Annotated in this window: 24 protein-coding genes; 11 read left to right on the top strand and 13 right to left on the bottom strand. The window is 69.7% G+C overall.

Going from position 1 to position 23,448, the window contains the following annotated elements; translation table 11 throughout:
• Positions 1-170: 170 nt before the first annotated feature.
• Together AC1RCS_RS00885 and AC1RCS_RS00880 are read left to right on the top strand one after the other, a co-directional pair.
• On the top strand, positions 171-1,928 hold the full coding sequence (locus AC1RCS_RS00885; RefSeq protein ID WP_218296638.1) for a methyl-accepting chemotaxis protein: 1,758 nt from the start codon (positions 171-173) through the stop codon (positions 1,926-1,928).
• 77 nt (positions 1,929-2,005) lie between these two features.
• Complete coding sequence (locus tag AC1RCS_RS00880) at positions 2,006-2,692, top strand: hypothetical protein (RefSeq protein ID WP_218296637.1); 687 nt, start codon at positions 2,006-2,008, stop codon at positions 2,690-2,692.
• Here the strand turns inward: AC1RCS_RS00880 and radA are convergent.
• Positions 2,689-4,068, bottom strand: a complete 1,380-nt coding sequence (radA, locus tag AC1RCS_RS00875) for a DNA repair protein RadA (RefSeq protein ID WP_218339140.1) — start codon at positions 4,066-4,068, stop codon at positions 2,689-2,691. The two genes, AC1RCS_RS00880 and radA, sit on opposite strands and share 4 nt — an antisense overlap.
• Positions 4,069-4,185: 117 nt before the next feature.
• Here radA and hpaI point away from each other — a divergent pair, with 117 nt between their 5' ends.
• From hpaI to AC1RCS_RS00860, 3 genes are all read left to right on the top strand, one after another.
• Positions 4,186-5,016, top strand: a complete 831-nt coding sequence (gene hpaI / locus AC1RCS_RS00870) for a 4-hydroxy-2-oxoheptanedioate aldolase (protein WP_492244738.1) — start codon at positions 4,186-4,188, stop codon at positions 5,014-5,016.
• 76 nt (positions 5,017-5,092) lie between these two features.
• Complete coding sequence (locus AC1RCS_RS00865; RefSeq protein ID WP_218296634.1) at positions 5,093-6,070, top strand: 2-dehydropantoate 2-reductase; 978 nt, start codon at positions 5,093-5,095, stop codon at positions 6,068-6,070.
• 75 nt (positions 6,071-6,145) lie between these two features.
• On the top strand, positions 6,146-6,769 hold the full coding sequence (locus tag AC1RCS_RS00860; RefSeq protein WP_492244739.1) for a glutathione S-transferase family protein: 624 nt from the start codon (positions 6,146-6,148) through the stop codon (positions 6,767-6,769).
• Between the two features lie 81 nt (positions 6,770-6,850).
• On the opposite strand, the gene AC1RCS_RS00855 is transcribed toward AC1RCS_RS00860, so the two are convergent.
• Both AC1RCS_RS00855 and AC1RCS_RS00850 read right to left on the bottom strand, forming a co-directional pair.
• A complete protein-coding gene (locus tag AC1RCS_RS00855) occupies positions 6,851-8,431 on the bottom strand; it encodes an ABC transporter substrate-binding protein (protein ID WP_492244740.1) in 1,581 nt (526 codons plus the stop codon).
• A 75-nt stretch (positions 8,432-8,506) separates the two neighbouring features.
• Complete coding sequence (locus tag AC1RCS_RS00850; RefSeq protein WP_218296631.1) at positions 8,507-9,115, bottom strand: LysE/ArgO family amino acid transporter; 609 nt, start codon at positions 9,113-9,115, stop codon at positions 8,507-8,509.
• A gap of 77 nt (positions 9,116-9,192) precedes the next feature.
• Here AC1RCS_RS00850 and AC1RCS_RS00845 point away from each other — a divergent pair, with 77 nt between their 5' ends.
• The gene (locus tag AC1RCS_RS00845) at positions 9,193-10,080 is read left to right on the top strand and encodes a LysR family transcriptional regulator ArgP (RefSeq protein WP_492244741.1); all 888 of its coding nucleotides are present in this window, start codon (positions 9,193-9,195) and stop codon (positions 10,078-10,080) included.
• On the opposite strand, the gene AC1RCS_RS00840 is transcribed toward AC1RCS_RS00845, so the two are convergent.
• Positions 10,064-10,885 carry a siderophore-interacting protein gene (locus AC1RCS_RS00840; protein ID WP_369641114.1) on the bottom strand — a complete coding sequence of 274 codons (822 nt, stop codon included), beginning with the start codon at positions 10,883-10,885 and terminating at the stop codon, positions 10,064-10,066. The genes AC1RCS_RS00845 and AC1RCS_RS00840 overlap by 17 nt on opposite strands.
• A 68-nt stretch (positions 10,886-10,953) precedes the next feature.
• Here AC1RCS_RS00840 and AC1RCS_RS00835 point away from each other — a divergent pair, with 68 nt between their 5' ends.
• Entirely contained in the window at positions 10,954-11,427 is a 474-nt protein-coding gene (locus AC1RCS_RS00835; RefSeq protein WP_369641113.1) for a MarR family winged helix-turn-helix transcriptional regulator, read from the top strand.
• A gap of 130 nt (positions 11,428-11,557) precedes the next feature.
• Here AC1RCS_RS00835 and AC1RCS_RS00830 read toward each other — a convergent pair whose 3' ends face one another.
• Entirely contained in the window at positions 11,558-12,433 is an 876-nt protein-coding gene (locus AC1RCS_RS00830; protein WP_492244742.1) for a hypothetical protein, read from the bottom strand.
• Between the two features lie 133 nt (positions 12,434-12,566).
• Entirely contained in the window at positions 12,567-13,682 is a 1,116-nt protein-coding gene (gene alr / locus AC1RCS_RS00825; RefSeq protein ID WP_218296626.1) for an alanine racemase, read from the bottom strand.
• Between the two features lie 155 nt (positions 13,683-13,837).
• Between alr and lplT the strand changes: the two genes are divergently transcribed.
• The 3 genes from lplT (at position 13,838) to AC1RCS_RS00810 (ending at position 16,794) form a co-directional block, all read left to right on the top strand.
• Complete coding sequence (gene lplT / locus AC1RCS_RS00820) at positions 13,838-15,142, top strand: lysophospholipid transporter LplT (protein WP_218296625.1); 1,305 nt, start codon at positions 13,838-13,840, stop codon at positions 15,140-15,142.
• Between the two features lie 192 nt (positions 15,143-15,334).
• Positions 15,335-16,231: a DMT family transporter gene (locus AC1RCS_RS00815; RefSeq protein ID WP_492244743.1), complete on the top strand. Its 897-nt coding sequence runs from the start codon at positions 15,335-15,337 to the stop codon at positions 16,229-16,231.
• Between the two features lie 74 nt (positions 16,232-16,305).
• Positions 16,306-16,794 carry a glutathione peroxidase gene (locus tag AC1RCS_RS00810; RefSeq protein ID WP_218296623.1) on the top strand — a complete coding sequence of 163 codons (489 nt, stop codon included), beginning with the start codon at positions 16,306-16,308 and terminating at the stop codon, positions 16,792-16,794.
• Between the two features lie 8 nt (positions 16,795-16,802).
• Here the strand turns inward: AC1RCS_RS00810 and AC1RCS_RS00805 are convergent, their stop codons facing one another.
• The gene (locus tag AC1RCS_RS00805; protein WP_492244744.1) at positions 16,803-17,300 is read right to left on the bottom strand and encodes a GNAT family N-acetyltransferase; all 498 of its coding nucleotides are present in this window, start codon (positions 17,298-17,300) and stop codon (positions 16,803-16,805) included.
• Between the two features lie 664 nt (positions 17,301-17,964).
• On the opposite strand from AC1RCS_RS00805, the gene AC1RCS_RS00800 reads away from it, so the two are divergent.
• Complete coding sequence (locus tag AC1RCS_RS00800; RefSeq protein ID WP_218296622.1) at positions 17,965-18,444, top strand: VOC family protein; 480 nt, start codon at positions 17,965-17,967, stop codon at positions 18,442-18,444.
• A 38-nt stretch (positions 18,445-18,482) separates the two neighbouring features.
• Here AC1RCS_RS00800 and AC1RCS_RS00795 read toward each other — a convergent pair whose 3' ends face one another.
• The 6 genes from AC1RCS_RS00795 to glcF form a co-directional block, all read right to left on the bottom strand.
• On the bottom strand, positions 18,483-19,217 hold the full coding sequence (locus AC1RCS_RS00795) for a helix-turn-helix transcriptional regulator (protein WP_218296621.1): 735 nt from the start codon (positions 19,215-19,217) through the stop codon (positions 18,483-18,485).
• 152 nt (positions 19,218-19,369) lie between these two features.
• Positions 19,370-19,849 carry a GyrI-like domain-containing protein gene (locus AC1RCS_RS00790; RefSeq protein WP_218296620.1) on the bottom strand — a complete coding sequence of 160 codons (480 nt, stop codon included), beginning with the start codon at positions 19,847-19,849 and terminating at the stop codon, positions 19,370-19,372.
• 177 nt (positions 19,850-20,026) lie between these two features.
• Positions 20,027-20,317 carry a DUF2798 domain-containing protein gene (locus AC1RCS_RS00785; protein WP_218339154.1) on the bottom strand — a complete coding sequence of 97 codons (291 nt, stop codon included), beginning with the start codon at positions 20,315-20,317 and terminating at the stop codon, positions 20,027-20,029.
• A gap of 171 nt (positions 20,318-20,488) precedes the next feature.
• Positions 20,489-21,154, bottom strand: a complete 666-nt coding sequence (locus AC1RCS_RS00780) for an alpha/beta fold hydrolase (protein WP_492244745.1) — start codon at positions 21,152-21,154, stop codon at positions 20,489-20,491.
• Between the two features lie 16 nt (positions 21,155-21,170).
• A complete protein-coding gene (locus tag AC1RCS_RS00775) occupies positions 21,171-22,103 on the bottom strand; it encodes a ProQ/FINO family protein (protein ID WP_492244746.1) in 933 nt (310 codons plus the stop codon).
• A gap of 88 nt (positions 22,104-22,191) precedes the next feature.
• Complete coding sequence (glcF, locus tag AC1RCS_RS00770) at positions 22,192-23,442, bottom strand: glycolate oxidase subunit GlcF (protein ID WP_369641105.1); 1,251 nt, start codon at positions 23,440-23,442, stop codon at positions 22,192-22,194.
• Between the last annotated feature and the right edge of the window lie 6 nt (positions 23,443-23,448).

Here is a 23,448-nt window from a genome sequence, read left to right as displayed (position 1 = left end):
CCAAGCGGCCGGCAAGGCACCTCCAGACGCTGGCCGAGAAATTGTTTCGTTGTGTAAGCACTACATTAATGAAAGAACATCGCACGCGAAGGCGGGCCGGGCCCCCGCAAGTGTTTACGGCCGTGGCGGAAGCACGAAAAATGCGGACTCGTCCTTTCTGGAGATGGTCAATGAAATTGGATAACGTGCGCCTGTCGCCCAAGCTGTGGGGTTCTATCGTGGGGCTGCTGGGTGCCATGCTGCTGGTGTCGGTCTGGGCGCAGCACCAGGTGGCCCAGGTGATGGACCGGTCCATGGAGTCGATGGCATCGTTCGAGAACCGCATCACGCTCGCCGCGCAATGGAAGGGCGCCACCGAAACCACCGGCGAGCGGGTGCTGGCCAGCAATTCCACGCCCGATGCGGACCTGACGGCCCTGTTCGACGGCCGCGTGAAGGCCGGCGTGGCCGGCATCTCGGCCATCCAGGCCAAGGTGGTGGAACTGGCGACCAGCCCGGCGGACAAGGCCGCCCTCGAGCGCGTGGCCGCCGAGCGCACCCATGTGCTGGCCCTCAACAAGCAGGCGCGCGAAATCAAGCAGGGTGGCGACGGGGCCGCCTTCAAGTCGTTCATCGAATCCAAGTACCTGCCGTCCATCGGCCGCTATGTGGACAGCCTCGAGACCTTCGTGCAGTTGCAGCAGAGCCAGCGCGACGCGGCCCGGCAGGAGGCCCAGGCCGCCCGCAGCCGCGCCAACCTGCTGGCCTGGATCACCCAGGGGGCCGTGTTCGCGCTGGGCCTGGTGCTGTCGTTCCTGCTGGTGCGCTCCATCACGCGCCCGCTGAACCGGGCGGTGGACCTGTCCGATGCCATCGCCAGCGGCAACCTCACCGTGTCCGCGCAGGACGATCGCCAGGATGAGTTCGGCCACCTGCTGCGCTCTGTATCGCAGATGGCGGCCCGCCTGCGCGGCCTGGTTTCCGAGGTGCGCAGCGGCGTGGACTCCATGTCCAATGCCTCGGTGGAGATCGCCACGGGCAACCAGGACCTGTCGTCGCGCACCGAGCAGACGGCCGCCAACCTGGAAGAGACCGCCGCCAGCATGGAAGAGCTGACCGCCACCGTCACCCAGTCGGCGGACACCGCGCGCCAGGCCAACCAGCTGGCCACCACGGCCGCGCAGGCGGCCACGCGGGGCGGCGAGGTCGTGGCGCAGGTGGTCGAGAGCATGCAGCACATCACCAGCAGCTCGCGCAAGATCGCCGACATCATCGGCGTGATCGACGGCATCGCCTTCCAGACCAACATCCTCGCCCTCAACGCCGCCGTGGAAGCCGCCCGCGCGGGCGAACAGGGCCGGGGCTTCGCCGTGGTGGCCAGCGAGGTGCGGGGCCTGGCCCAGCGCTCCGCCTCCGCGGCCAAGGAGATCAAGGAGCTGATCAGCGCCTCGGTCGACACCGTGGAGACCGGCTCGGGCCAGGTCGCGCAGGCGGGCCAGTCGATGGACGAGATCGTGGCCAGCGTGCGCCGGGTGTCCGACCTCATCGGCGAGATCACCGCATCCTCCAGCGAACAGCGCGACGGCATCGGCCAGGTCAACCAGGCCGTGAGCAACCTGGACCAGATGACGCAGCAGAACGCCGCCCTGGTGGAGGAATCGGCGGCCGCCGCGGCCTCGCTGCGCGACCAGGCGCAGCGCCTGGCCGAGGTCGTGTCCGTCTTCAACGTGGGCCACCAGCCCGCCAGCACCACGCCCAGCCCTGCCCGCGCGCCGGCCCCGGCGCCCAGGCCGCGGGCGGCGGGCAGCGCGCTCAAAGCCGCCCCCGCCAAGGCCGCCCCGCCCCTTGCCAGGCCGCTGCAGGCCCCCGCGGCGCGCCCAGCACCGCCTCCCGCACCCGCGGCCCCGGCGGGCCAGAAGGCGTCGGATGACGACTGGGAGTCTTTCTGACGTGCCGGTGCGGCACGGGCCGCCACCATCGGCTGCTCTAATTGCGCACTTCTGCATCCAGCCCCCCACCGCTTTCCATGCGCAACCCTCCCCTTTTGCTGGCGGCCCTCGCCGCCATGCTGGCCGCCTCCACGGCCAGCGGCCAGAACCTGTTCAAGTGCACGGACGACAAGGGGCACACCACCTTCTCCGACCGGGCCTGCGCCCAGGCGCCACGCCCGGCCGCGCCGCCCAGCCCACGGCCGTCCCCCGCCACGGCACCCGTGGCCAAGGTCAAGGCCAGCGCGCCCTCCGCGCCACCGGCCGCGCCCGCCGCCAGCAGCCCCAAGGCCGAGAACATCACCAGGCTGACCCCGGCCGTGGTGGAGGGTGTGCTGCGGCGAGCCGTGGAGCTCGGCGACCGGTCGGACTACCGTGCCCAGTGCGCGCTGGCCGCGCCCGACCTGAGTTTCAAGCTCACCGACCACAGCAGCAGCCCCGCGAGCGTGTACTCCGGCGGACGCGCGGAGATCTGTGCGCTGCAGCAGCAGTCCGCGCAGGCCATGCAGGCCAGCGGTCTGCGCTCCGCAAGCCGGCTGGGCAAGCTGGACATCCGCGTCAATGCCGATGGCACCCAGGCCACGGCGCGGTCTGAATCGGCGGCGGCCATTTCCGCCCAGGGCCAGCATGTGCTGACCATGCAATGCACGCGCGAGGAGGTGCTGGGCCTGTACAGCGGCAGCGTGCTGTACCAGCGCGTCACCGCCGTCTGCAGGCCCTCCTAGCCCATCTCCCGCACCACGTTCATCGCCTCCTCCACGCGCTCCACGGCGTGGATGGTCAGGCCCTCGATGGGCTTCTTGGGCGCGTTGGCCTTGGGCACCACGGCCACGCTGAAACCCAGCTTGGCAGCCTCCTTGAGGCGCTCCTGGCCGCGCGGCGCGGGCCGCACCTCGCCCGCCAGGCCCACTTCGCCAAAGGCCAGGAAGCCGCGCGGCAGCGCCTTGCCGCGCAGGCTGGAGGTGATGGCCAGCATCACCGCCAGGTCGGCCGCCGGCTCGCTGATGCGCACGCCGCCCACCGCGTTCACGAACACGTCCTGGTCCATGCAGGCCACGCCCGCGTGGCGGTGCAGCACGGCCAGCAGCATGGCCAGGCGGTCCTTGTCCAGGCCCACGGACAGGCGCCGGGGGCTGGGGCCACCGCTGTCCACAAGCGCCTGGATCTCCACCAGCAGCGGGCGCGTGCCTTCGAGCGTGACCATCACGCAGCTGCCCGGCACGGGCTCGCTGTGCTGGCTCAAAAAGATGGCGCTCGGGTTGCTCACGCCCTTGAGGCCTTTTTCCGTCATGGCGAACACGCCGATCTCGTTGACCGCGCCAAAGCGGTTCTTGATGGCGCGCACCAGGCGAAACTGGCTGTGCGTGTCACCCTCGAAGTACAGCACCGTGTCCACCATGTGCTCCAGCACGCGCGGCCCGGCCAGGGCGCCTTCCTTCGTCACATGCCCCACCAGCACGATGGCCACGCCGGTGGACTTGGCACAGCGCGTGAGGTGCGCCGCGCATTCGCGCACCTGGGCCACGGAGCCGGGCGCGGACGTGAGCTGGTCGGAATACACCGTCTGGATGGAATCGATCACGGCCACCGCGGGCTGCATGGACTCGATGGTCGCCAGAATCTTCTCGAGCTGGATCTCGGCCAGCACGTTCACCTGGCTGTGGTCCAGCCCCAGGCGGCGCGAGCGCAGCGCCACCTGGGCGCCGCTTTCCTCGCCCGTCACATACAAGGTGGGCAGGCCCACGCGCTGCAGGGCATCGAGCGCCTGCAGCAGCAGGGTGGACTTGCCGATGCCCGGGTCGCCGCCGATGAGCACCACGCCGCCTTCGACAATGCCGCCGCCCAGCACCCGGTCCAGCTCATCGATGCCGCTCGGTGTGCGCTCCACATCGCTGGCCTCGATGGCCGACAAGGGCATCACCGCCTGCGCCTGGGCCAGGCCTGCAAACTGCGACCCGCTGTAGCGGTTCTTGCCCGGCCCCGCGTCGGCCACCTGCTCGATCAGCGTGTTCCAGGCACCGCAGGCCGGGCATTTGCCCAGCCAGCGCGGGCTGGTGCCGCCGCATTCGGTGCAGGTGAACGTGGTTTTTTCTTTGGCCATGGCGATGTAGAGGGAAAGCCCCCGGGGTGGGGCAGCCGACTATAGCGGCCATGCCCCCACGTGCTGGCAACAGCCCGTACGATGGAGGGCTTGGCACCCCGCCGCAGGAAGCTCACATTGCAGACACCCGTCAACCCCTTCAAACAGGCCATGGCCCAGGGCCAGTCGCAGATCGGCCTGTGGCTTGCGCTGGCCGACGCCTACAGCGCGGAAATCATCGCCGGCACCGGCTACGACTGGCTGCTGGTCGATGGCGAACATGCGCCCAACGACGTGCGCTCCATCCTGCACCAGCTGCAGGCCATCGCCAGCGCCGGCAGCGCCCTCGCCCCCGGCGCGCGGGCGCCCCACCCCATTGCGCGGGTTCCCGTGGGCGACACCGCGCTCATCAAGCAGTACCTGGACATCGGCGCGCAAACCCTGCTGGTGCCCATGGTGGACACCGCCGAGCAGGCACGGCAGCTGGTGCGCGCCACGCGCTATGCGCCCGAGGGTGTGCGCGGCATGGGCAGCGCGCTGGCCCGTTCGTCGCGCTGGCAGGCCTACCCCCGGTATGTGCACGAGGCCAACCAGCAGGTGTGCCTGCTGGTGCAGGCCGAAACGGTGGAAGCCATGGCCAACCTGGATGCGATTGCCGCCACGCCCGGCGTGGACGGCGTGTTCATCGGCCCGGCCGACCTGTCGGCTTCCATGGGGCACCCCGGCAACCCGGGACATCCTGACGTACAGGCCGCCATCCACGATGGCATCACCCGCATCCTGCGCGCGGGCAAGGCGCCGGGCATTCTGGCCACCACCGAGTCGCAGGCGCGCCAGTGGCTGGCGGCGGGCGCCCTGTTCGTGGCCGTGGGCGTGGACACCATGCTGCTGGCCAGCGCCGCGCAGGATCTGCTGGCCCGCTTTCGCACCGATGCCGTGGGCACCCCCCAGCGCCCGGCGGGCTACTGAGGCCCCGCAGCAGTCGCGCGCCCCGAATCCCTCACCACCACAAACAACAACCCTGGAAGACAAAGGCTCTACAACCATGAAAGCATGTATCTACGGCGCGGGCGCCATCGGCGGCTGGCTGGGCGTGGCCCTCGCGCAGGCGGGCCACCCGGTCAGCATGGTGGCGCGCGGCGACACGCTGCGCGCCCTGCAGGCCGAGGGGCTGCGAATGCGGCGCGCCGACGGCACGCTGGCGCAGGTGGCCGTCACCGCGCACGACGACCCGGCGGCACTGGGCGTGCAGGACCTGGTGGTGGTCGCAGTCAAGGCGCCGGGCCTGCCCGAGGTGGCGCGCGCCATGGCCCCGCTGATCGGGCCCGAAACCACCGTGCTCACGGCCATGAACGGCGTGCCGTGGTGGTTCCTCGACGGTTTTGGCGGCGCGGCGCAGGGCCATGCCCTGCAGTCGGTGGATGCAGGCGGCGTGATTGCCAAAGCCATCCCGGCGCGCAGCGTGGTGGGCAGCGTGGTGCACACCAGCTGCTCGCTGGAATCGCCCGGTTTTGTGCGCCAGCACTTTGGCAACCGCCTCATCGTGGGCGAGCCCGACGGCCGCCGCAGCGAGCGGCTGCAGGCGCTGGCCGACACGCTGCAGCGCGGCGGCATCGATGTGGAGGTGACCGGCTGCATCCAGAAGGACATCTGGTTCAAGCTCTGGGGCAACCTCACCATGAACCCGATCAGCGCGCTGACCGGCGCCACCACCGACCGCATCCTGGACGACGACCTGGTGCGCGGTTTTGTCAGCGCCGTGATGCTGGAAGCCAAGGCCATTGGCGAGAAACTGGGCCTGCCCATCGACCAGCAGCCCGAGGACCGCCACGCCGTCACGCGCAAGCTGGGCGCGTTCAAGACCTCGATGCTGCAGGACGTGGAGGCCGGCAAGCCCATGGAGATCGACGCCCTGGTGGGCGCGGTGCGTGAACTGGGGCAGATCACCCACACACCCACGCCCCACACCGATGCGCTGCTGGGCCTGACCCGCCTGATGGCACGCACACGAGGCCTGTACTGAAATATTTCAAGAAAATTGGCCGTCAGCGCTTACCTATCAAGCGCCAATAGCTATCTATTTTATAGCACATCAACCATGACCACTCTCACGCTCTACTACACCCCCGGCACCTGCGCGCAGGCCGTTCGCATCGCTTTGGAAGAGGCCGACGCCCCGTACCAACTGGTGCGCGTGGACTTCGCCGCGGGCCAGCAGCGCACGCCCGAATACCTTGCCGTGAACCCCAAGGGCCGCGTGCCCGCGCTGGCCACGCCACACGGTACCCTGACCGAAACACCCGCCCTGCTGGCGTATGTGGCGCAGAGTTTCCCCGAGGCGCGCCTGGCCCCCACCGATGCCCACGGCTTTGCGCGTCTGCAGGAGTTCCACAGCTACCTGGCCTCCACGGTGCACATCGCCCATGCGCACCGCCCCCGCGCCAGCCGCTGGGCCGACGAGCCCGAAGCGATTGCCGCCATGCAGCGCAAGGTGCCGCAGAACATGACCGACTGCTTCAACCTCATCGAAAGCCACTACCTGCCCGCTGCGGAACACGGCCCCTGGGTGATGGGCGCGCAGTACACCGTGGCCGATGGTTATCTCTTCACCATCGCCAGCTGGCTGGCCAGCGATGGCGTGGACATTGCGCTCTTTCCCAAGGTGCACGCCCACACCCAGCGCATGCTGCAACGCCCCGCCGTGCAGCGCGCCCTGGCCTGAAGCCCGCGGCGAGCAGCGGCAGGAAAAAAAAGCCCCGGGCTCTGGCAGCACCGGGGCTTGTTTTTTGCGGGGCGCAGGTGATCAATTCACCTTGAGATAACGCCAGTCGATCCGGTTGTCGGCACGGTGGATGATGTCCACCTTCTTCGTCGCCGCCCACGGGATCACCTGGTTGTACAGCGGGATGTGCGACACCAGCTCATGCTCCTTGATCAGCGCCTGCTCGATCAGGCCGTTGCGCGTGGTGGCATCGGACTCCTTCTTCACGCGCTCCACCAGGGCATCGAGCTGCGGGTCGGAGAAGCGGCCCAGGTTGAAGTTGCCGTCGCCGCCCGCGCCAGGCGAGCGCACCAGCGACTGCAGGCTGTAGAACGCGTCGAACGTGGGTACGCCCCAGCCCAGCAGGTAGATGCTGGCCTCGTTGCGCTGGATCATCGGGAAGTAGGTGGCAAACGGCAGCGAACGCAGCTTGGCCTTCACACCCACCTTGGCCCAATGTGACGTGATGGCCTGGCACAGCTGCTCGTCGTTGATGTAGCGGCCAGCGCTGCAGGCAAAGTCCACCTCGAAGCCGTTGGGGTAGCCCGCGTCGGCCAGCAGCTTCTGCGCGGCCTTGGGGTCGTAGGGGTAGCGCACGTCGGCCTTCCTGGTCCAGCCGTTCACCTGGTTGGCGATCAGCGTGCCCGTGGGCTGGGCCAGGCCGCGCAGCACCACGCGCTGGATGGACTGGATATCGATGGCCTGGTACAGCGCCTTGCGCACGCGCAGGTCCTTCAGCGGGTTCTTGCCCTTCACGTCCGAGCCGGGCAGCTCGTCGCGGAACTGGTCCAGGCCCAGGAAGATGGTGCGGTACTCCGGCCCTTCGAGCACCTGCAGGTTGGGCGTCTGCTTGATGCGCGCCAGGTCCTGCAGGCTGGGGTCGATCACGAAATCAATCTCGCCCGACAGCAGCGCGGCCGTGCGCGTGGCGTCGGCCTTGATGGGGGTGTAGACGATCTCGGTCAGGTTGGTGGGGTACTTGCCCTTGCCCCACCAGTGCGGGTTGGGCTCCAGCACCACGCGCTGGTCGGGCGTCCACTGCTTGAGCTGGTAGGGGCCGGTACCCAGCGCATTGCGGTGGGCGTACGTCTCGTCCTTGGTCTTGATGTCCTTGGGCTCGACCGACTTGTTCTTTTCGGCCCAGGCCTTGCTCAGAATGCGCAGCTCGGTGAGCTGGTTCACCAGCACCGGGTTGGGCAGGTCGGAGTGGATGTCGATGGTGTAGGCGTCGATCTTCTCGACCCGGTCAATGCCCTGCGTGTATACGGCAAAGTTGGAGCTTTTCGCCTTGGCCCGTTCCAGCGAGAACTTGGCATCGTCGGCCGTGAACTCGCTGCCGTCGCTGAACTTCACGCCCTTGCGCAAGGTCAGGCGCAACTGGGTGGGCTTGATGAGCTTCCACTCGGTGGCCAGCGAAGGCTCGGGCTTGAAGGTCTTGCTGTTGTATTCGACCAGCGTGTCGTACACCGCGCCGTGCATGGTGTTGTTCACGCCCACGTTCTGGGCGTGGATGTCCCAGGTGGAAATGTCCACCGACCGGGACCAGCGGAAGGTCTTGGCCTGTGCCGCCATCGGCAGGGCAGTGGCCAGGGCGGCCGCGAGCAAAAGGGTCTTGAAACGCATGGGGAAAACACTCCAGATCAGTCAATAGACCGACTATGGAGCAAGCCCGCGTTTTACCCAACGAACTTATCTTTCTTAGCTTAGACCCATCGCCACCGCCAGAACCATCATGGTGGCCGCCGTCACCCCGTCCAGCACCCGCCAGGCCCCGGGCGACGCGAACACGGGCGCCAGCCAGCGCGAACCGAAGCCCAGGCTCAGGAACCACAGGGCGCTGGCCAGCGAGCCCCCGGCCGCAAACGTGGCGCGGCCCCACACCGGGTAGGGGCTGGCCATGGTGCCCAGCAGCACCACGGTGTCCAGGTACACATGCGGGTTCAGCCAGGTCAGCGCCACCACGGTGAGCAGCGTGGCGCGCAGGCTCGCACCCGGCCCGTTGGCCGACACCAGCAGATGGGCCGGCTTGAAGGCCCGGCTGGCGGCTTGCACCGCGTACGCGGCCAGAAAAATCGCCCCCGCCCAGCGCATGAACTGCGCCCACTCCGGCCGGGCCAGGAGCACGCCGCCCATGCCCCACACCCCCGCCTGCAGCAGCGCCGCGTCGGACAGGGCGCACACCAGCACCACCGGCAGCACATGCTCGCGCCGCAGGCCCTGGCGCAGCACGAAGGCGTTTTGCGCGCCGATGGCCATGATCAGGATGGCCGTCGACGTGAATCCGTGAAGAAAGGCAGTGGTGCTCATGGGCGCGGATTGTGGGCCGCGTGCCATGGTCACGCCAGCTATACTTTTTAACGATCCGTCAGAATGGCTAACTATCCATGCGCCTCGACTCCGCCCAGCTCAACGCCTTTGCCACCGTGATCGACGAGGGCAGCTTCGAGCGCGCCGCCGCTGTGCTGCATGTCACGCGCTCGGCGGTGTCGCAGCGCGTGAAGCTGCTGGAGGAACGCGTGGGCCAGGTGCTGGTGCGCCGCGCCACACCCTGCGCGCCCACCGAGGCCGGTCAGGCCCTGTACCGGCACGCCCGCGAAGTGGCGCTGAGCGAGGCCGACGCGCTGGCCACGCTCGGCGGCGGGCAGCACGCGTCCACGCGCCTGGCCATCGGCGTCAATGCCGACTCGCTGGCCACCTGGTTTCCCCATGCCATGGCGCAGGCCGCGGAGGGCCAAAGCATCACCTTCGACATCCATGTTGAAGACCAGGACCATTCGGCCAACCTGCTGCGCGAAGGCCGCGTGATGGCCGCCGTGACGGCCGACCCCCAACCCGTGCAGGGCTGCAAGGTGCTGCCGCTGGGCACGCTGCGGTACCGCGCGCTGGCGAGCCCCGCCTTCCTGCAGCGCCACTTTGCCCAGGGGGTGAACGCCGCCACCCTGGCACAGACGCCCATGCTGGTGTTCAACCGCAAGGATGCGCTGCAGGCGCGTTTCGTGGGGCGCATCACGCGCCGCAAACTCGCGCCGCCCGTGCACTGGCTGCCCGAGGCGAACGCGTTTGTCATGGCCTCCCGGGCTGGCCTGGGCTGGGGCATGACCCCGGACCCGATGGTGCAGCACGACCTGAAGGCCGGCACGCTGGTCGAGCTGATTCCGGGCAAGCCCGTCGATGTTCCGCTGTACTGGCAGTACTGGCGCCTGAACGTGCAGGCGCTGCACCGCATGACCGAAGCGGTGCAGCAAGCGGCGGCGCTTACGCTGCTGCGCTGACCAGGTCTTCGTGGTGGTCCGCAGCGCCGCGCTTCCAATAGGCGGAGATGCGCATGCGCTTGGCGTCCACGCCCGGCTTGGCCAGCACGGCACGGCGCACGGCGGCCATGTCGCCGTGTTCGCCGGCGGCCCACACAAACCCCGCGCCGGTGGGCAGCGCCAGATCTTCCACCGCCGCGGGCAGCGCGTCTACCCATTGCAGATCGAGCCGCGCCGCGCTGGCCAGGACCCGCTGGTCGGCAGGATTGCTCACCTGGATGCGCACGGTGGCCTGGGTGTGCGCGGGCAGCTCGGCCAGGCGGCGGGCGATGGCGGGCAAGGCGGTTTCGTCGCCCAGCAGCCAATGCCAGTCAAAACCGGTCGGCACCACCATGCTGCCGCGCGGCCCGGCAATGCCCACCCACTGGCCCACGGCGGCGCTCGCGGCCCAGTCGGTGGCGGGGCCTGCGTCGTGCAAGGCCACCTCGATGTCCAGCTCGCCCGCAGCGGCGTCATGGCGCGCGGGGGTGTAGTCGCGCAGCACGGGGCGTGGGTCGGGGAAGACGGGGCGGCCGTCCTGCATCGACGGCAGCGACGGGCGCTCCTGGCCTGGCTGGGGCAGGATGAGCTTGAGGTGGTCGTCAAACCCCGCACTCACAAACCCGGCCAGTTCGGGCCCGGCCAGGGTGAGCCGCACGAAACCGGGGCTGACGGCGGTGCGCCGCACCACCTGGAGGTGGCGGGCTTGCAAGGGGTGGCGGACGCGTTCGATGGCAAGGTGCGCAGCGTCGGCGCGGGGTGTGGCGGTAGGCAGGGGTGCGTTCATGACTTAAAATGTTGATTTAATCAACCAATGATCTGCGCATTGGTTGATTTTGTCAACCACAAATCGCCATGACCACCCACGCGCCCGCCGATGTCTTTGAAGCCATGCACGACCTGCTGCATGTCTACCGGGCCCACATGGTGCGCGCCATGGCCGCCATCCACCCCGACCTGACGCACAACGAAGTGCGGGCGCTGATGTTCGTGGGCCGCCACCCCGGCACCACGCAGCGCGAACTGGTGGCCCACAGCGGCGCCGACAAGGCACAGGTGGCCCGCATGGTGGGGATGCTGCAGGACAAGGGCTGGCTGGAGAGCGCACCGAATGCCGAGGACAAACGCAGCCGCTGCCTGCGCCTGAGCGCCCAGGGTGCGGCCCTGCACCAGGCGCTGCGCGACGCCCGCCGGGGGCTGGCTGCGTCCCTGCTCAAAGGGTGCGACGACGCCACGCAGGCCCAGCTGCTCGCCCTGCTGGCGCAGGTGCGCAGCAACCTGGACGCCATCGAGACCGGCTGCGAAGGTGGCCGGGACTGCCGCCGCTGAGGCCGGGAGAGGGAACGCGGGGCCAGCCTGACCCAGGCCGGGAGGCGCCAGGACATGAAAAGAACCGGCCCCTACCGCTTGATAAGTCTATATTTCAAGCTACTAATTTAGTAGCATTCTGCCTTTTGCATCACTGCCCCTGGATCACGCGCACGGCCTGGGGCAACGACTGCACGCCGGGCAGGAAATGGTCGATGGTGGCACCCAGCACCACGGCGCAGACCAGCGCTCCCAGCAGCGGCTTCCAGGTCAGGCGCACGGCGGCCGTGAGCCAGCCCTCGCGCTCCACGCCCACGGCGGCCCGCGCAGTGGCCACCGAGAAGGCGATCTCCACCGCCACGGTCAGCAGCACATCCCAGCCAAAGAACAGCATGGCCAGCGAGCCCGCGCCAAAAATGATCGCCGCGCCGATGAGGAAGATCGCCACCACGGGCACGACCACCACGGCGCCTTCGTCGGCGCTGCCCAAGGCGTCGGCGGCGCCACTGGCCAGGTCGCCCAGCGCACTGGAATCGCTGCCGGAGCCCCCGCTGGACAGGCCCTGCGTCCATGCGCCACCAAAATCGCCCGACGCTCCGCCACCGCCAAAATCACCGCCGCCCGTGCGCGGCAGCGGCACCTGGCCACCGCCACCGCCCGACGGCCCGTTGCCGGGCCAGGACACGTCGGGCACATCCAGGCCGCTGCCATCGCCACCCGTGTCGCGGTCCTGCCGCACCAGCCGCGCCGCCCAGGCCCGCAGCACCAGCAGGTACCCCAGGTAGCCGACCGAGAGGGTGACGAAATACCGCAGCGCCAGCGACTCCACGCCCACCAGCATCTGCACGTGGGAGGTGCACCACATCAGCAGCAGCGTGAAGCTGCCGATCAGCAGGCCATGCCAGCGCAGGCTGTAGCGCTGCTGCAGGGTGCGTGCCACCGTGCCGTGGTGGGGCATGCGCACGGAGCGCCAGGTGGAGGTTTTCTTCTTGCTGTTGCTGTGGCGGTCGCTGCGGGAAGTGGCCATGGAGGAAACACCTGCGGTGGAAAGAGGGGGGCGGCCGGCGGTGTTGCGTGCCAGCGCCGCGCCATTTCACACCACTTTGGCCCGGCGGTGCAGCCCCGCGCCCCGCCGTGCGTGAACTTGTCGACGGTTCGGATCAGCCGATGCCATCCACCGACACGGGCACGCGCTGGGCCAGTGCCGTCAGCAGCTCCCAGCTGACGGTGCCCGCGGCGGCGGCCACCTCGTCCACGCGCAGCACCGTGCCGTTGCCAGCCTGGCCCCACAGCGTGACCTCGGAGCCGAACCCCGCGGCCACGCCCGCCTGCTGCAGCGGCGTGAGGTCCACCGTCACCATGTCCATGCTCACCCGCCCCACCAGCCGCGTGCGCACGCCGTTGACCAGCACCGGGGTGCCGGTATCGCAGTGGCGCGGGTAGCCGTCGGCATAGCCGCAGGCCGCCACGCCGATCAAGAGCGGCCCCTCGGCAGTGAAGCGCGAGCCATAGCCCACGGTGTCGCCCGCCTGCAGCTGCTGCGTGGCGATGAGGCGGGTGGCGAGGGTCATCGTGGGGCGCATGCCCCAATGGCTGGCGTCATGCTCGGGGTAGTCGGGCGCGCTGCCATACAGCGCGATGCCGGCGCGCACCCAGTCGGCGCGCACGCGCGCGTCCGCCGCGTGGCGCAGGGTGGCGGCACTGTTGCTCAGCGTGCGCTCGCCCGGCAGGTCCTGGGCGGCGGTGTTGAACACGGCCAGCTGGTGCGCCACGCCCCGGGGGCCATCGGCGTCGCTGAAGTGGGTCATGAACGAGATCTCGTCCACCTGCGGCAGCGCGTTGAGCCGCGCCCAGGCCGCGCGAAAGCGCTGCGGCGCGAAGCCCAGCCGGTTCATGCCCGAGTTCATCTTGAGGAACACGCGGTGCGGCACCTGCGTCTTGTGGGCGGCCAGCATGTCGATCTGCTCGTCGCAATGCACCGCGTGCCACAGGCCCAGGCGCGAGCACAGCTCCAGGTCGCGCGGCTCGAACACGCCTTCGAGCAGCAGGATGGGCCCGCGCCAGCCCAGATGCCGCACGCGTTCGGCCTCGGCCAGGTCCAGCAGCGCGAAGCCGTCGGCGCCGCGCAGGCCTTCGTACGCGCGTTCGATGCCGTGCCCGTAGGCATTGGCCTTGACCACGGCCCAGACCTTGGCATCGGGCGCCGCCTGTCGGACACGCTCCAGGTTGTGGTGCAGGGCTGCGGTGTGGATGGTGGCGGCGATGGGACGGGGCATGGAAAGGACCAGGTGGGGCAAGGGATTTACCGGGGAATACGCGCAGGATTCTGGCACCGTGGCCGTTTATCCGCGTGATATAACCGTCCGTCACTTGCCAGGGTCCCCACATTTAACAGGGCATCAGCCGAACTGATGCAGCCACCAGCCATTCGATGAAGCGCGGTTTCTACACCATCATGTCGGCGCAGTTTTTCAGCTCGCTGGCCGACAATGCACTTTTCGTGGCCGCCGTGGAGCTTTTGCGCACAGAAGGCGCTCCCGAGTGGCAGCGCGCCGCCCTGGTGCCCATGTTCGCGCTGTTCTATGTGGTGCTGGCGCCCTTCGTCGGTGCCTTTGCCGACGCCCTGCCCAAGGGCAAGGTCATGTTCGTCAGCAACGCCATCAAGGTGGTGGGCTGCCTGATGATGCTGTTCGGTTCGCACCCGCTCATCGCCTATGCGGTGGTGGGTCTGGGCGCCGCGGCCTACTCGCCCGCCAAATACGGCATCCTCACCGAGCTGTTGCCAGCCTCTCAACTGGTCAAGGCCAATGGCTGGATCGAAGGGCTCACCATCGCGTCCATCATCCTTGGCGTGCTGTTCGGCGGGCAGCTCGTGGGGCAGCACCTGTCGGGCATGCTGCTGGGCTTCGACCTGCCGATGATCGACACGGGTGTGGACACCCCCGCCGAGTCCGCCATCGCCGCGCTGATCGCGGTGTATGCGCTGGCGGCCTGGTTCAACACCCGCATCCCGCACACCGGCGTGGAAATGCGCCCCCTGCGCGCCGACCCCGCGCGCAGCGTGTTCTCCAACGCGCTGGCCCTGCTGCCGGACTTCTGGGCCTGCAACGGCCGCCTGTGGCGCGACAAGCTCGGCCAGATCTCGCTGGCCACCACCACCCTGTTCTGGGGTGCGGGCGGCAACCTCAAGTTCATCGTGCTGGCCTGGGCCGCCGTGGCGCTGGGCTACAACACCACGCAGGCCTCGGCACTCACCGGGGTGGTGGCCATCGGCACCGCCGTGGGCGCGGTGGTGGCCTCGATGCGCATGCGCCTGGACATGGCCACCCGGGTGATCCCGCTGGGCATCGCCATGGGGCTGCTGCTGATCCTGATGGTGTTCATCAGCAACATCTGGCTCGCGATCCCCTTCCTCATCCTGCTGGGCGGCCTGGGCGGCTACCTGGTGGTGCCCATGAACGCGCTGCTGCAGCACCGGGGCCACAACCTCATGGGCGCGGGCCGCTCGATCGCCGTGCAGAACTTCAACGAGCAGGCCTGCATCCTGGGCCTGGGCGCGTTCTACAGCCTGTCGCTCAAGCTGGGCCTGTCGGTGTTTGGTGCGATCATCACCTTCGGCCTCGTGGTGGCGGCCATCATGTGGATCATCCGCCGCTGGCACCAGCGCAACTGCATCAACCACCGCGACGAAGTGAACCACCTGCTGCACATTGCGCGGCACGATACGCATCATTGAGTTGCCCCCCTGAGCGGCTGCGCCGCTTCCCCCGGATGGGGACGCACCCAGTGGCCTGGCAGAGCCAGTTCCACGGGTGCACTGGCGGGGAAGCGTGCCAGTTTTTGGCGCCGCCTCACTTGCGCAAATTGCTACATAATCGATAGCTATTGACGCTTATCTATCAAGCGCTATAGCCTATTTTTATTCTCGATGCAATCTCCCCTGCCCTTTGCCGCCCTGCTGTTCAACGCCTTCGTCTGGGGCCTGGCGTGGTGGCCGTTCCAGCACATGCACCAGGCGGGGCTGCATCCGCTGTGGGCCACGGCCTGCATGTACGCCGTGGTGCTGCTCGCGCTCATGGCCTGGCGCCCGGGCATTCTGCGGCAGGTGCGCGAACATCCGCAGTTGTGGCTGCTGGCGCTGGCCTCGGGGCTGAACAACGTGGCCTTCAACTGGGCCGTGACCATCGGCGACGTGGTGCGCGTGATCCTGCTGTTCTATCTCATGCCTGCCTGGGCCGTGCTGCTGGCCTGGCGGGTCCTGGGCGAACGCCCCACGCCCGCCGCGCTGCTGCGCCTGGCCCTGGCCTTCGCCGGCGTGGTGCTGGTGCTGCTGCCCGAGGGCGCGCCCGCCGCCCGGCTGCTGCAGAACCTCAGCCTGGCCGACGCGCTGGCCCTGCTGGGCGGTTTCATGTTCGCGCTCACCAACGTCACCCTGCGCCGCCTGCACGCCGTGCCCGGGCCGGCGCGCATGGCCACCATGTTCGGCGGCTGCATGCTCATGGCGCTGGCCGTGGCTGGCCTCGGGCTGCAGGTGGGCGTGGTCGAGCCCTTCCCCGCCCCCAACAGCACCTGGGTCGTCACCGGCCTGCTGCTGGCCGGCGTGCTGATGCTGGGCAACTGGGCGCTGCAGTTCGGCGCCGCGCGCCTGGCGGCCGGCACCACGGCGCTGGTGATGCTGTCGGAGGTGATGTTCGCCAGCGTGTCTTCCGCGCTGCTGGGCGCCTCGGCCTTGAACACGCGCACCGTGCTGGGCGGGGCGATGATCCTGCTGGCGTCCCTGCTCGCCGCGCTGCAGTTCCGCAGGGCGGGCCCCAGCACCCCCTGAACCGCCGGGGCGAAAAGCGGAAAAGGGGCGCAACCCCTACCATGCACAGTCTTCCACCTTCAGGAGCATGCGCCATGCCCGACAGCATCTACGACTTTGAAGCCCAGCAGATGAACGGCCAGACCGTGCCCTTGTCGCAATACAAGGACAAAGTGCTGCTCATCGTGAACACCGCCAGCGCCTGCGGCTTCACGCCCCAGTTCGGGGGCCTGGAAGAGCTGCACAAGCAGTACGGCGGCCAGGGCCTGGTGGTGCTGGGCTTTCCCTGCAACCAGTTCGGCAGCCAGGACCCGGGCAGCAACGACGAGATCGCGAGCTTCTGCCAGCTCAACTACGGCGTGAGCTTTCCGATGATGGCCAAGATCGATGTGAACGGTGCCAACGCGTCGCCCCTGTACCAGTGGCTCGCCGCTGAAGCGCCCGGCCTGCTGGGCAGCAAGGCGATCAAATGGAATTTCACCAAGTTCCTGGTTGGCAAGGACGGCCGCGTGATCCGCCGCTATGCGCCGCAGGACGCGCCCAAGAAGCTGGCGGGCGACATCGAGGCGGCCCTCGCGGCCTGAGGCCGCGCTCAGCCTGCTGCCGCTGCCGCCGCAGGCGCCCAGCGGCACAGCACCCGCTCGCGGCCCGTGGCCGGATGGGTATCGACCGGCCCCTCCACCAGGCCATGGCGCGCATAGAAGCGGCGCGCGCCGTGGTTGCCCGTGGCCACGTGCAGGGTCCAGCCGCCCGGGCACAGGCGGATCACCTGCTGCAGCATTTCGGCCCCCACGCCCCGGCCCTGGTATGCGGGGTCCACGAACAGCTGGTGCAGATGCGCGCCGCCCACGTCCAGCACCAGGAACGCCGTGACCTCCGGCCCCACCGCACGCACCAGCACCGCACACGGCGGACCGAATTCCGCGCGCACCCGCGCCTCCCAGTGGCCGGGCGGAGCCACGGGCCTCACCGAGGGGTTGGCGGAACGCCAGGCCCTGCGCCACACGCGGGCCAGGCCGGCGTGGCTGTCGGCATCGGTCGCCGGCCGGATCACGGGCTGGACGCCAGGGGCATGGGAGCGGGGCTGCATGCTGGCATTGTCTTCGGAACGCGCCCGCGCCCGCCCGGCAACCCGAACAGCGGCCGCAGCCACGCCACACGCCGCACCACCGTCCCGGCCACCAGGACCCGCGGCTCCACCACCGGCCCCAGTCGCGCGGGCGCCAGCGCCCCGCAGCCTCCTTCATGCACCACGGCGTGCCCGGGTGCCACGAGGGCGGCGCCCAGGTACCGCGCATTGCCGGCCTGGTCGGCCGCCAGGGAGGCCGTGGCGCCGGTGGGCACGACGGGTTCGCGGCCGCCATGCGCCCCAGGCGCGGCAGCGGATCTTGCGCGACGGCGACGGCGACGGCGCCGGCCCGGATTATCCTGGGGGCCCGGAATCCTTGATCGAGCGTCCCGAAACCGCATGCAAATCCCGGTGCGTAGCAATTCGTTGCACTATGGTGCCAGGACCGCCGCACCCCAGGCCCGCGGCCCTGGCGCCCCATGCGAGGGCCGTCTTCCAGGCCGGGCATCTGTAGCTCAAAGTCCCATCAGCGCTTATCGAATCTGCGCAAATAGCTATTTTTTTAATAGCATCAAGAAGCCGCCGCACCACCAATGCCCCGCCACCCAAGGCCCCTCGCGCGCATTGCAGCCTGCCGCCAGATGTGAGAGGCTACTGCGCTGTCCCGCCCCCAAGGAGCACCAAGATGGTCAGCAAGAACACGGTATGTCTGTGGTACGACGGCACCGCGCTGGATGCCGCGAAGTTCTACGCCGAGACGTTTCCGGACAGCGCCGTGGGCGCGGTCCACCGGGCGCCCGGGGACTTTCCCTCGGGCCGGCAGGGCGACGTCCTGACGGTCGAGTTCACGGTGATGGGCATCCCCTGCCTGGGCCTGAACGGAGGCCCCGCCTTCCGGCACAGCGAGGCTTTCTCGTTCCAGGTGGCGACCGACGACCAGGCCGAAACCGATCGTCTGTGGAATGCGATTGTCGGAAATGGCGGCCAGGAAAGCGCCTGCGGCTGGTGCAAGGACCGCTGGGGCCTGTCGTGGCAGATCACGCCCCGGGCCCTGACGGCCGCGGTCACCGGTCCCGACAAGGCGGCGGCCGCGCGCGCGTTCGAAGCCATGATGGGGATGAAAAAAATCGACATCGCCACGATCGAGGCGGCCCGGCGCGGCTGATGCCTGGCGGGCCGGCGCGGCCCAGGGCCCAAAGGCCCTCAGGCCGTCAGCCCGGGCGTCGGCGCGGGCGGCCATTCGGGCGGCCGCGAGGCCATCTCCGCCTCCACCTTGCGCAGCATGTCGGCCAGCGTCTTGCCGGGCTCCTGGCGAAACTGCTCCTCCAGCACCACGAGGTCCACGATGCGGTCGATGCGAAAGCCTCGGAAATCGTTGCGCAGCTCGCACCAGGCCGACAGCGTCCAGACCTTGCCCCAGTAGAAGCACCCCAGCGGCCGCAGGCGGCGCAGGCTGGGGCGGCCGTGCACGTCGGCGTAGTCGATCTGCACCACGTGGCGGCTGTGCACCGCCTCGCGCAGGGCCTGCAGGGTGGCCTGCGCCCGGGGGTCCAGCCCCACGGACGGCGCATACAGCGCCTGCGCCTCGGCCGCCGCGCGCGCGGCCGGCGGCAGCACCGACAGGATCTTGCCCAGGGCCCCTTCCACCTCGCGCGCGAGCCCCGCGTCCAGCCAGGCCTGCGCCAGCCGCGCGGCCGCCACCAGCGCGTTGGCCTCGCCCTGGCTGAACATCAGCGGCGGCAGCTCGAAGCCGGCGCCCAGCCGGTAGCCCACGCCGGCCTCGCCCTCAATGGGCACGCCCTGGTGCTGCAGGTCCGCCACGTCGCGGTAGATGGTGCGCGGAGACACCTCGAGCCGCTCGGCCAGGAACGCCGCCGTGGACAGGCGCCGCCCCCGGATGAGCTGGACGATCTGGAAAAGGCGGTCAGCGCGGCGCATGGATGAAAGGGGACATCTTGTGGGTATTCCTGGCTTGCACCGCTCATGCCATCAGCGCGGGAAGCTATTGAACATATAGCATCATGCACCAACGCCAAGGCGCTGCGCGTGGCGGCTGGGCGGGGTGCGCCGCCATCGGCAGGCCGGCGGCGCTACGGCTTCACGCCGACGTGGATGGCCACGCTGTCCGGGCCCTCGTAGGCCTCGAAATCGGTGCCGAAACGGCGCTGCACCTGCGGGTTCTCGGCGAAGTAGCGCCAGATGCGGACCCAGGTGTCGATCACCATCTGGGGCATGTCGCCGTGGCCGGTGAAGACGAGGTAGTCGCCCGCCTGGATGTCCACGCGGGCGGCTCCGGGCACCGCCTGGGCCAGTTCCGGGTCGGCCGTGGCCACGCCGGCGGTCACGTCGAAGGCGCCGTGTTCGTTGGATTCGTAGCCGCTGTAGACGCCGAAGATGCGGCCATCGCTGTCGCGGCCAGGCAACTTGCGCTCCCAGCTCTGGCTGAAGAAGCGGTCCCACAGGCCCCCGAGGCGCGCGATGGCGGGGTTCATCTCGTCGCTGTTGCGCGTGCGGACGGCAATGCCGGCCACGCTGAAGGCGGGAATCTGGACGGTGGTGGGTGTGGTCATGGGCTGGTCCTCTCTTGTCTGTGAAGGGGATCGATGGATCGATCGGTGGTGTGCAGCTGCGAGGACCGATGGTGCGGACCCGCTGCTGACAGCCTGATGTCAGTAGCGTGCGCAACGCGCTGGGGGCCGGGCGGCAGGCTGCTGACACACCGTGTCAGCAGCCTGCCCCGGGGGGCCTCAGCCCTGCGGCTCCACGATGGCGGCCGTCACCCGGCGCACCACGGGCAGCACCAGCAGCAGCGTGGGGAAGGCGACGAGCCAGGACAGTGCCCAGGAGCTCATCCACAGGCGGGGAAGATCCAGCGAGAAGCCCACCACGCGCACGGTGCTGATCAGGGACACGATGAAGGTCATGAGCAGCGACAGCAGCAGGGGCATGACCCAGGCCGCGGACCGCGCGGGCAGCTTGCGCAGGCCCCAGGAGGTCCTGGGGGAAGGCGGTGGGGTGGGCGACGAAGAGTGGTTCATTGCAGTTCCAGAAAGCAGCCGGTCAGACAAGGTGCCGCCCCCGCCCGCCCACGCGGCGCGGGCCGCGCCGGGACAGGAAAGAGGCCACCACCCCGGCAAGGCCGGCGTTGGTTGGCACGTTGATTGACGTAAACGCTTACGGCAACCCATGAACCGGGCCGCAGCGGGATTCTAGGCGTTCTGCGAAGCGCCCTGTCCGGCATCCCCTGAGGCGCCGCCCCGCAGATGGCGGTGGATGTGCCCGGCCACGGCCCCGGCGTGCGTGCGGGCCAGGTCGTGGGCACCGCCTGGCAGCACGTGCATGCGCGCGCCGGGCAGCAGGCCGCACAGGCGCCACCCCACGGCCACGGGGCTGATGGGGTCCCTGTCGCCCCACAGCAAAAGGGCGGGCGCGCGCACCGACGCCAGCCGGGCCGACAGGTCCCACCGCGCCTGGGCCATCCACGGCGGAAACGCGGGGTTGGCGCGCAGGAAATCGGGCCGCCAGTCGTGGGGATGCAGGTCGTCCATGGGCACGCCGCCCGACGTGGCCACGAGCACCAGGTGGGTCAGGTGGTCGGGCCGCTCGAGGGCGGCGAGCAGGGCCACCACGCCGCCCAGGGACTGCGCGACCAGCGCGCAGGGCCGGTCCATGTGCGGCGTGACCGCATCGACCAGATCCTGCATGCCACCGGCCGCGTCCGGCGCCAGCCCCGCGCCGGCTCCTGCATCGCGCCAGGGCCAGCCCAGCAGCACGCGCGCGGCGGGCAGCGGCATGGCCGACGAGACCGGTTGCCAGAACGCGGGGTCGCCCCCCACGCCCGGCAGGAAGATCAGCCTGGAAGGTGCCGCCGGCACGGGCGAGCCTCTCGCGTCAGGCGTCTTGCGGGGCCGGTGCGATGGCGGCCACGGCCGCGGCCGCCGCGGCCTGCACCCGCGCGGCGGCGAGGCGGCGAGCGCGCTCGAGCTGCTGGCCCACGGTGCGGGGCACCAGGCCGTACATGTCGGCAAAGGCCTCCAGTGTCTGGCCGCTGGCCTCGAACGCGCGCAGCAGGGCCTCGTCCTTGGCGTTGCGCGCCGACCATTCGGCAAAGGCCTCTTCGAGGATGGCGTTGGCGGCTTCGTCGCGGCCCTGCACCAACTCGGTGTAGGCCTCGCGCGTGAGCCCCGAGGCCTCGAACGCGGCCATCATGCGGTTGCGCAGCTTGGGCAGCAGGTCCTCGGTGGCACGGGCCTTCTTGCGGCGGTAGACCTCCAGCAGCGCATGGTGCACGTGCTCGGGGGCCATGTCCTCCACGGGCTGGCCCGAGAGGTCATGGCGCCGGTCGCCCGCCGCCACGCTTTGCAGGTAGCGCGTGGAGCGGGTGTGGATGCCCAGCGCCACCTTGAGCGCCTCGCGCTCGAACACCTCGGGGTGCGCGGCCAGCAGGTCCTGGAAGATGCCGCGCTTGAGCGGGCGGAACACCGCGCCGAACAGGTGCGGGTAGAGTCCCGCCAGCTGCTCCAGCGCGGGGTGCACACGCTGCGGCGCGCGCGCGCCCGCAGGTGCGGGGGCAGAGGCCTCGGCGCCGCCCTCTGGCGCCGGGCGCCCTTCGGGCTTGCGGCGGTTGCGGCCGCCACGGCGTGATCCGCCCGCGCGCTGCTGGGGTGCCCCGGCAGCGTCGGCGGCGGCGGACGCCCCGGGAGCGGCGGCGGACGCCCCGGGAGCGGCGGCAGCCGCCTCGGCCGGTGCGGCCGAAACAGGCGCCGCCAGCGGTGTGGCAGGGGCTGCGCTCGGTTGTTCTTGTGCGGGCACGGAGTCGGTCATGGCGGTGCGAATGGGTGAGGGAGAGGGCAACAAAACCCTCAATCATGCCAGCGTTGGAGAAAAGCCCGCCAGCGGCGGCATCCCCTTGTCAGGCCAGGGCTTCGTCCAGCACCTCGATCCAGTGGCGCACCGGCGTGCCGGTGCCGCTTTGCAAATGGGTGATGCAGCCGATGTTGGCCGACAGGATCACGTCCGGGGGCTGGTCGCCGAACGCCTCGCCGAGCACGCCGAGCTTGCGGTCGCGCAGCTGGTACGCCAGGTCCGGGTTGAGCACCGAATACGTGCCCGCCGAGCCGCAGCACAGGTGGGCCTCGTTGCGCGCCGCGCGCAGCCGGAACCCCAGGCGCGCAAGCTGCGTTTCCACCCCGCCGCGCAGCTTCTGGCCGTGCTGCAGCGTGCACGGCGGATGGTAGGCGTACAGCACGTCGGCGGCGGGCTGGGCGCGGCCCGCCAGCTTGTCGGCCAGCTCGGGCAGCAGGGCCGGCAGCAGCTCCGACAGGTCGCGCGTGAGCGCGCTGATGCGTTCGGCCCTGGCGGCGTACTGCGCGTCGTCCTTGAGGATGTGGCCGTATTCCTTGACGGTGACGCCGCAGCCCGAGGCGTTCATGACGATGGCTTCCACCCCGCCCTGCTCCACCAGCGGCCACCAGGCGTCGATGTTGGCGCGCATCTCGGCCTTGCCGCCGTCCTGGTCGTTGAGGTGGAACTTGACGGCACCGCAGCAGCCCGCCTTGGGCGCGACCACGGTCTGGATGCCCACGGCGTCGAGCACGCGGGCGGTGGCGGTGTTGATGTTGGGCATCATGGCCGGCTGCACGCAGCCGGCCAGCAAAAGCACCTTGCGCGCGTGTTCGCGCACGGGCCAGGCGCCGGCATTTTGGGGCGCAGGCACCTTGGCCTTGAGGGATGCGGGCAGCAGGCCGCGCACCAGTTGCCCGGCCTTCATGGCGGGGGCGAACAGGGGCGAAGGCAGGCCCTCCTTCAGCGCCCAGCGCAAGGCCTTCTCGCCCACCGGGCGGGCGACTTTCTCATCGACGATCCTGCGGCCGATATCGACCAGATGACCATATTGCACGCCGCTCGGGCAGGTGCTTTCGCAGTTGCGGCAGGTCAGGCACCGGTCCAGGTGCATCTGGGTCTTGCGCGTGGGCTCGGCGCCCTCGAGCACCTGCTTGATGAGGTAGATGCGGCCGCGCGGGCCGTCGAGCTCGTCGCCCAGCAGCTGGTAGGTGGGGCAGGTGGCGGTGCAGAAGCCGCAGTGCACGCATTTGCGCAGGATGGCCTCGGCCTCCAGGCCATCGGCGCGGGCGCGGTATTCAGGGGCGAGTTGGGTTTGCATGGAGCA

Source organism: Acidovorax sp. GW823-FHT01C06, from assembly GCF_058798375.1.
Note: the sequence above shows the minus strand (reverse complement) of the source record. Positions and strands in the feature narration are given on the sequence as shown.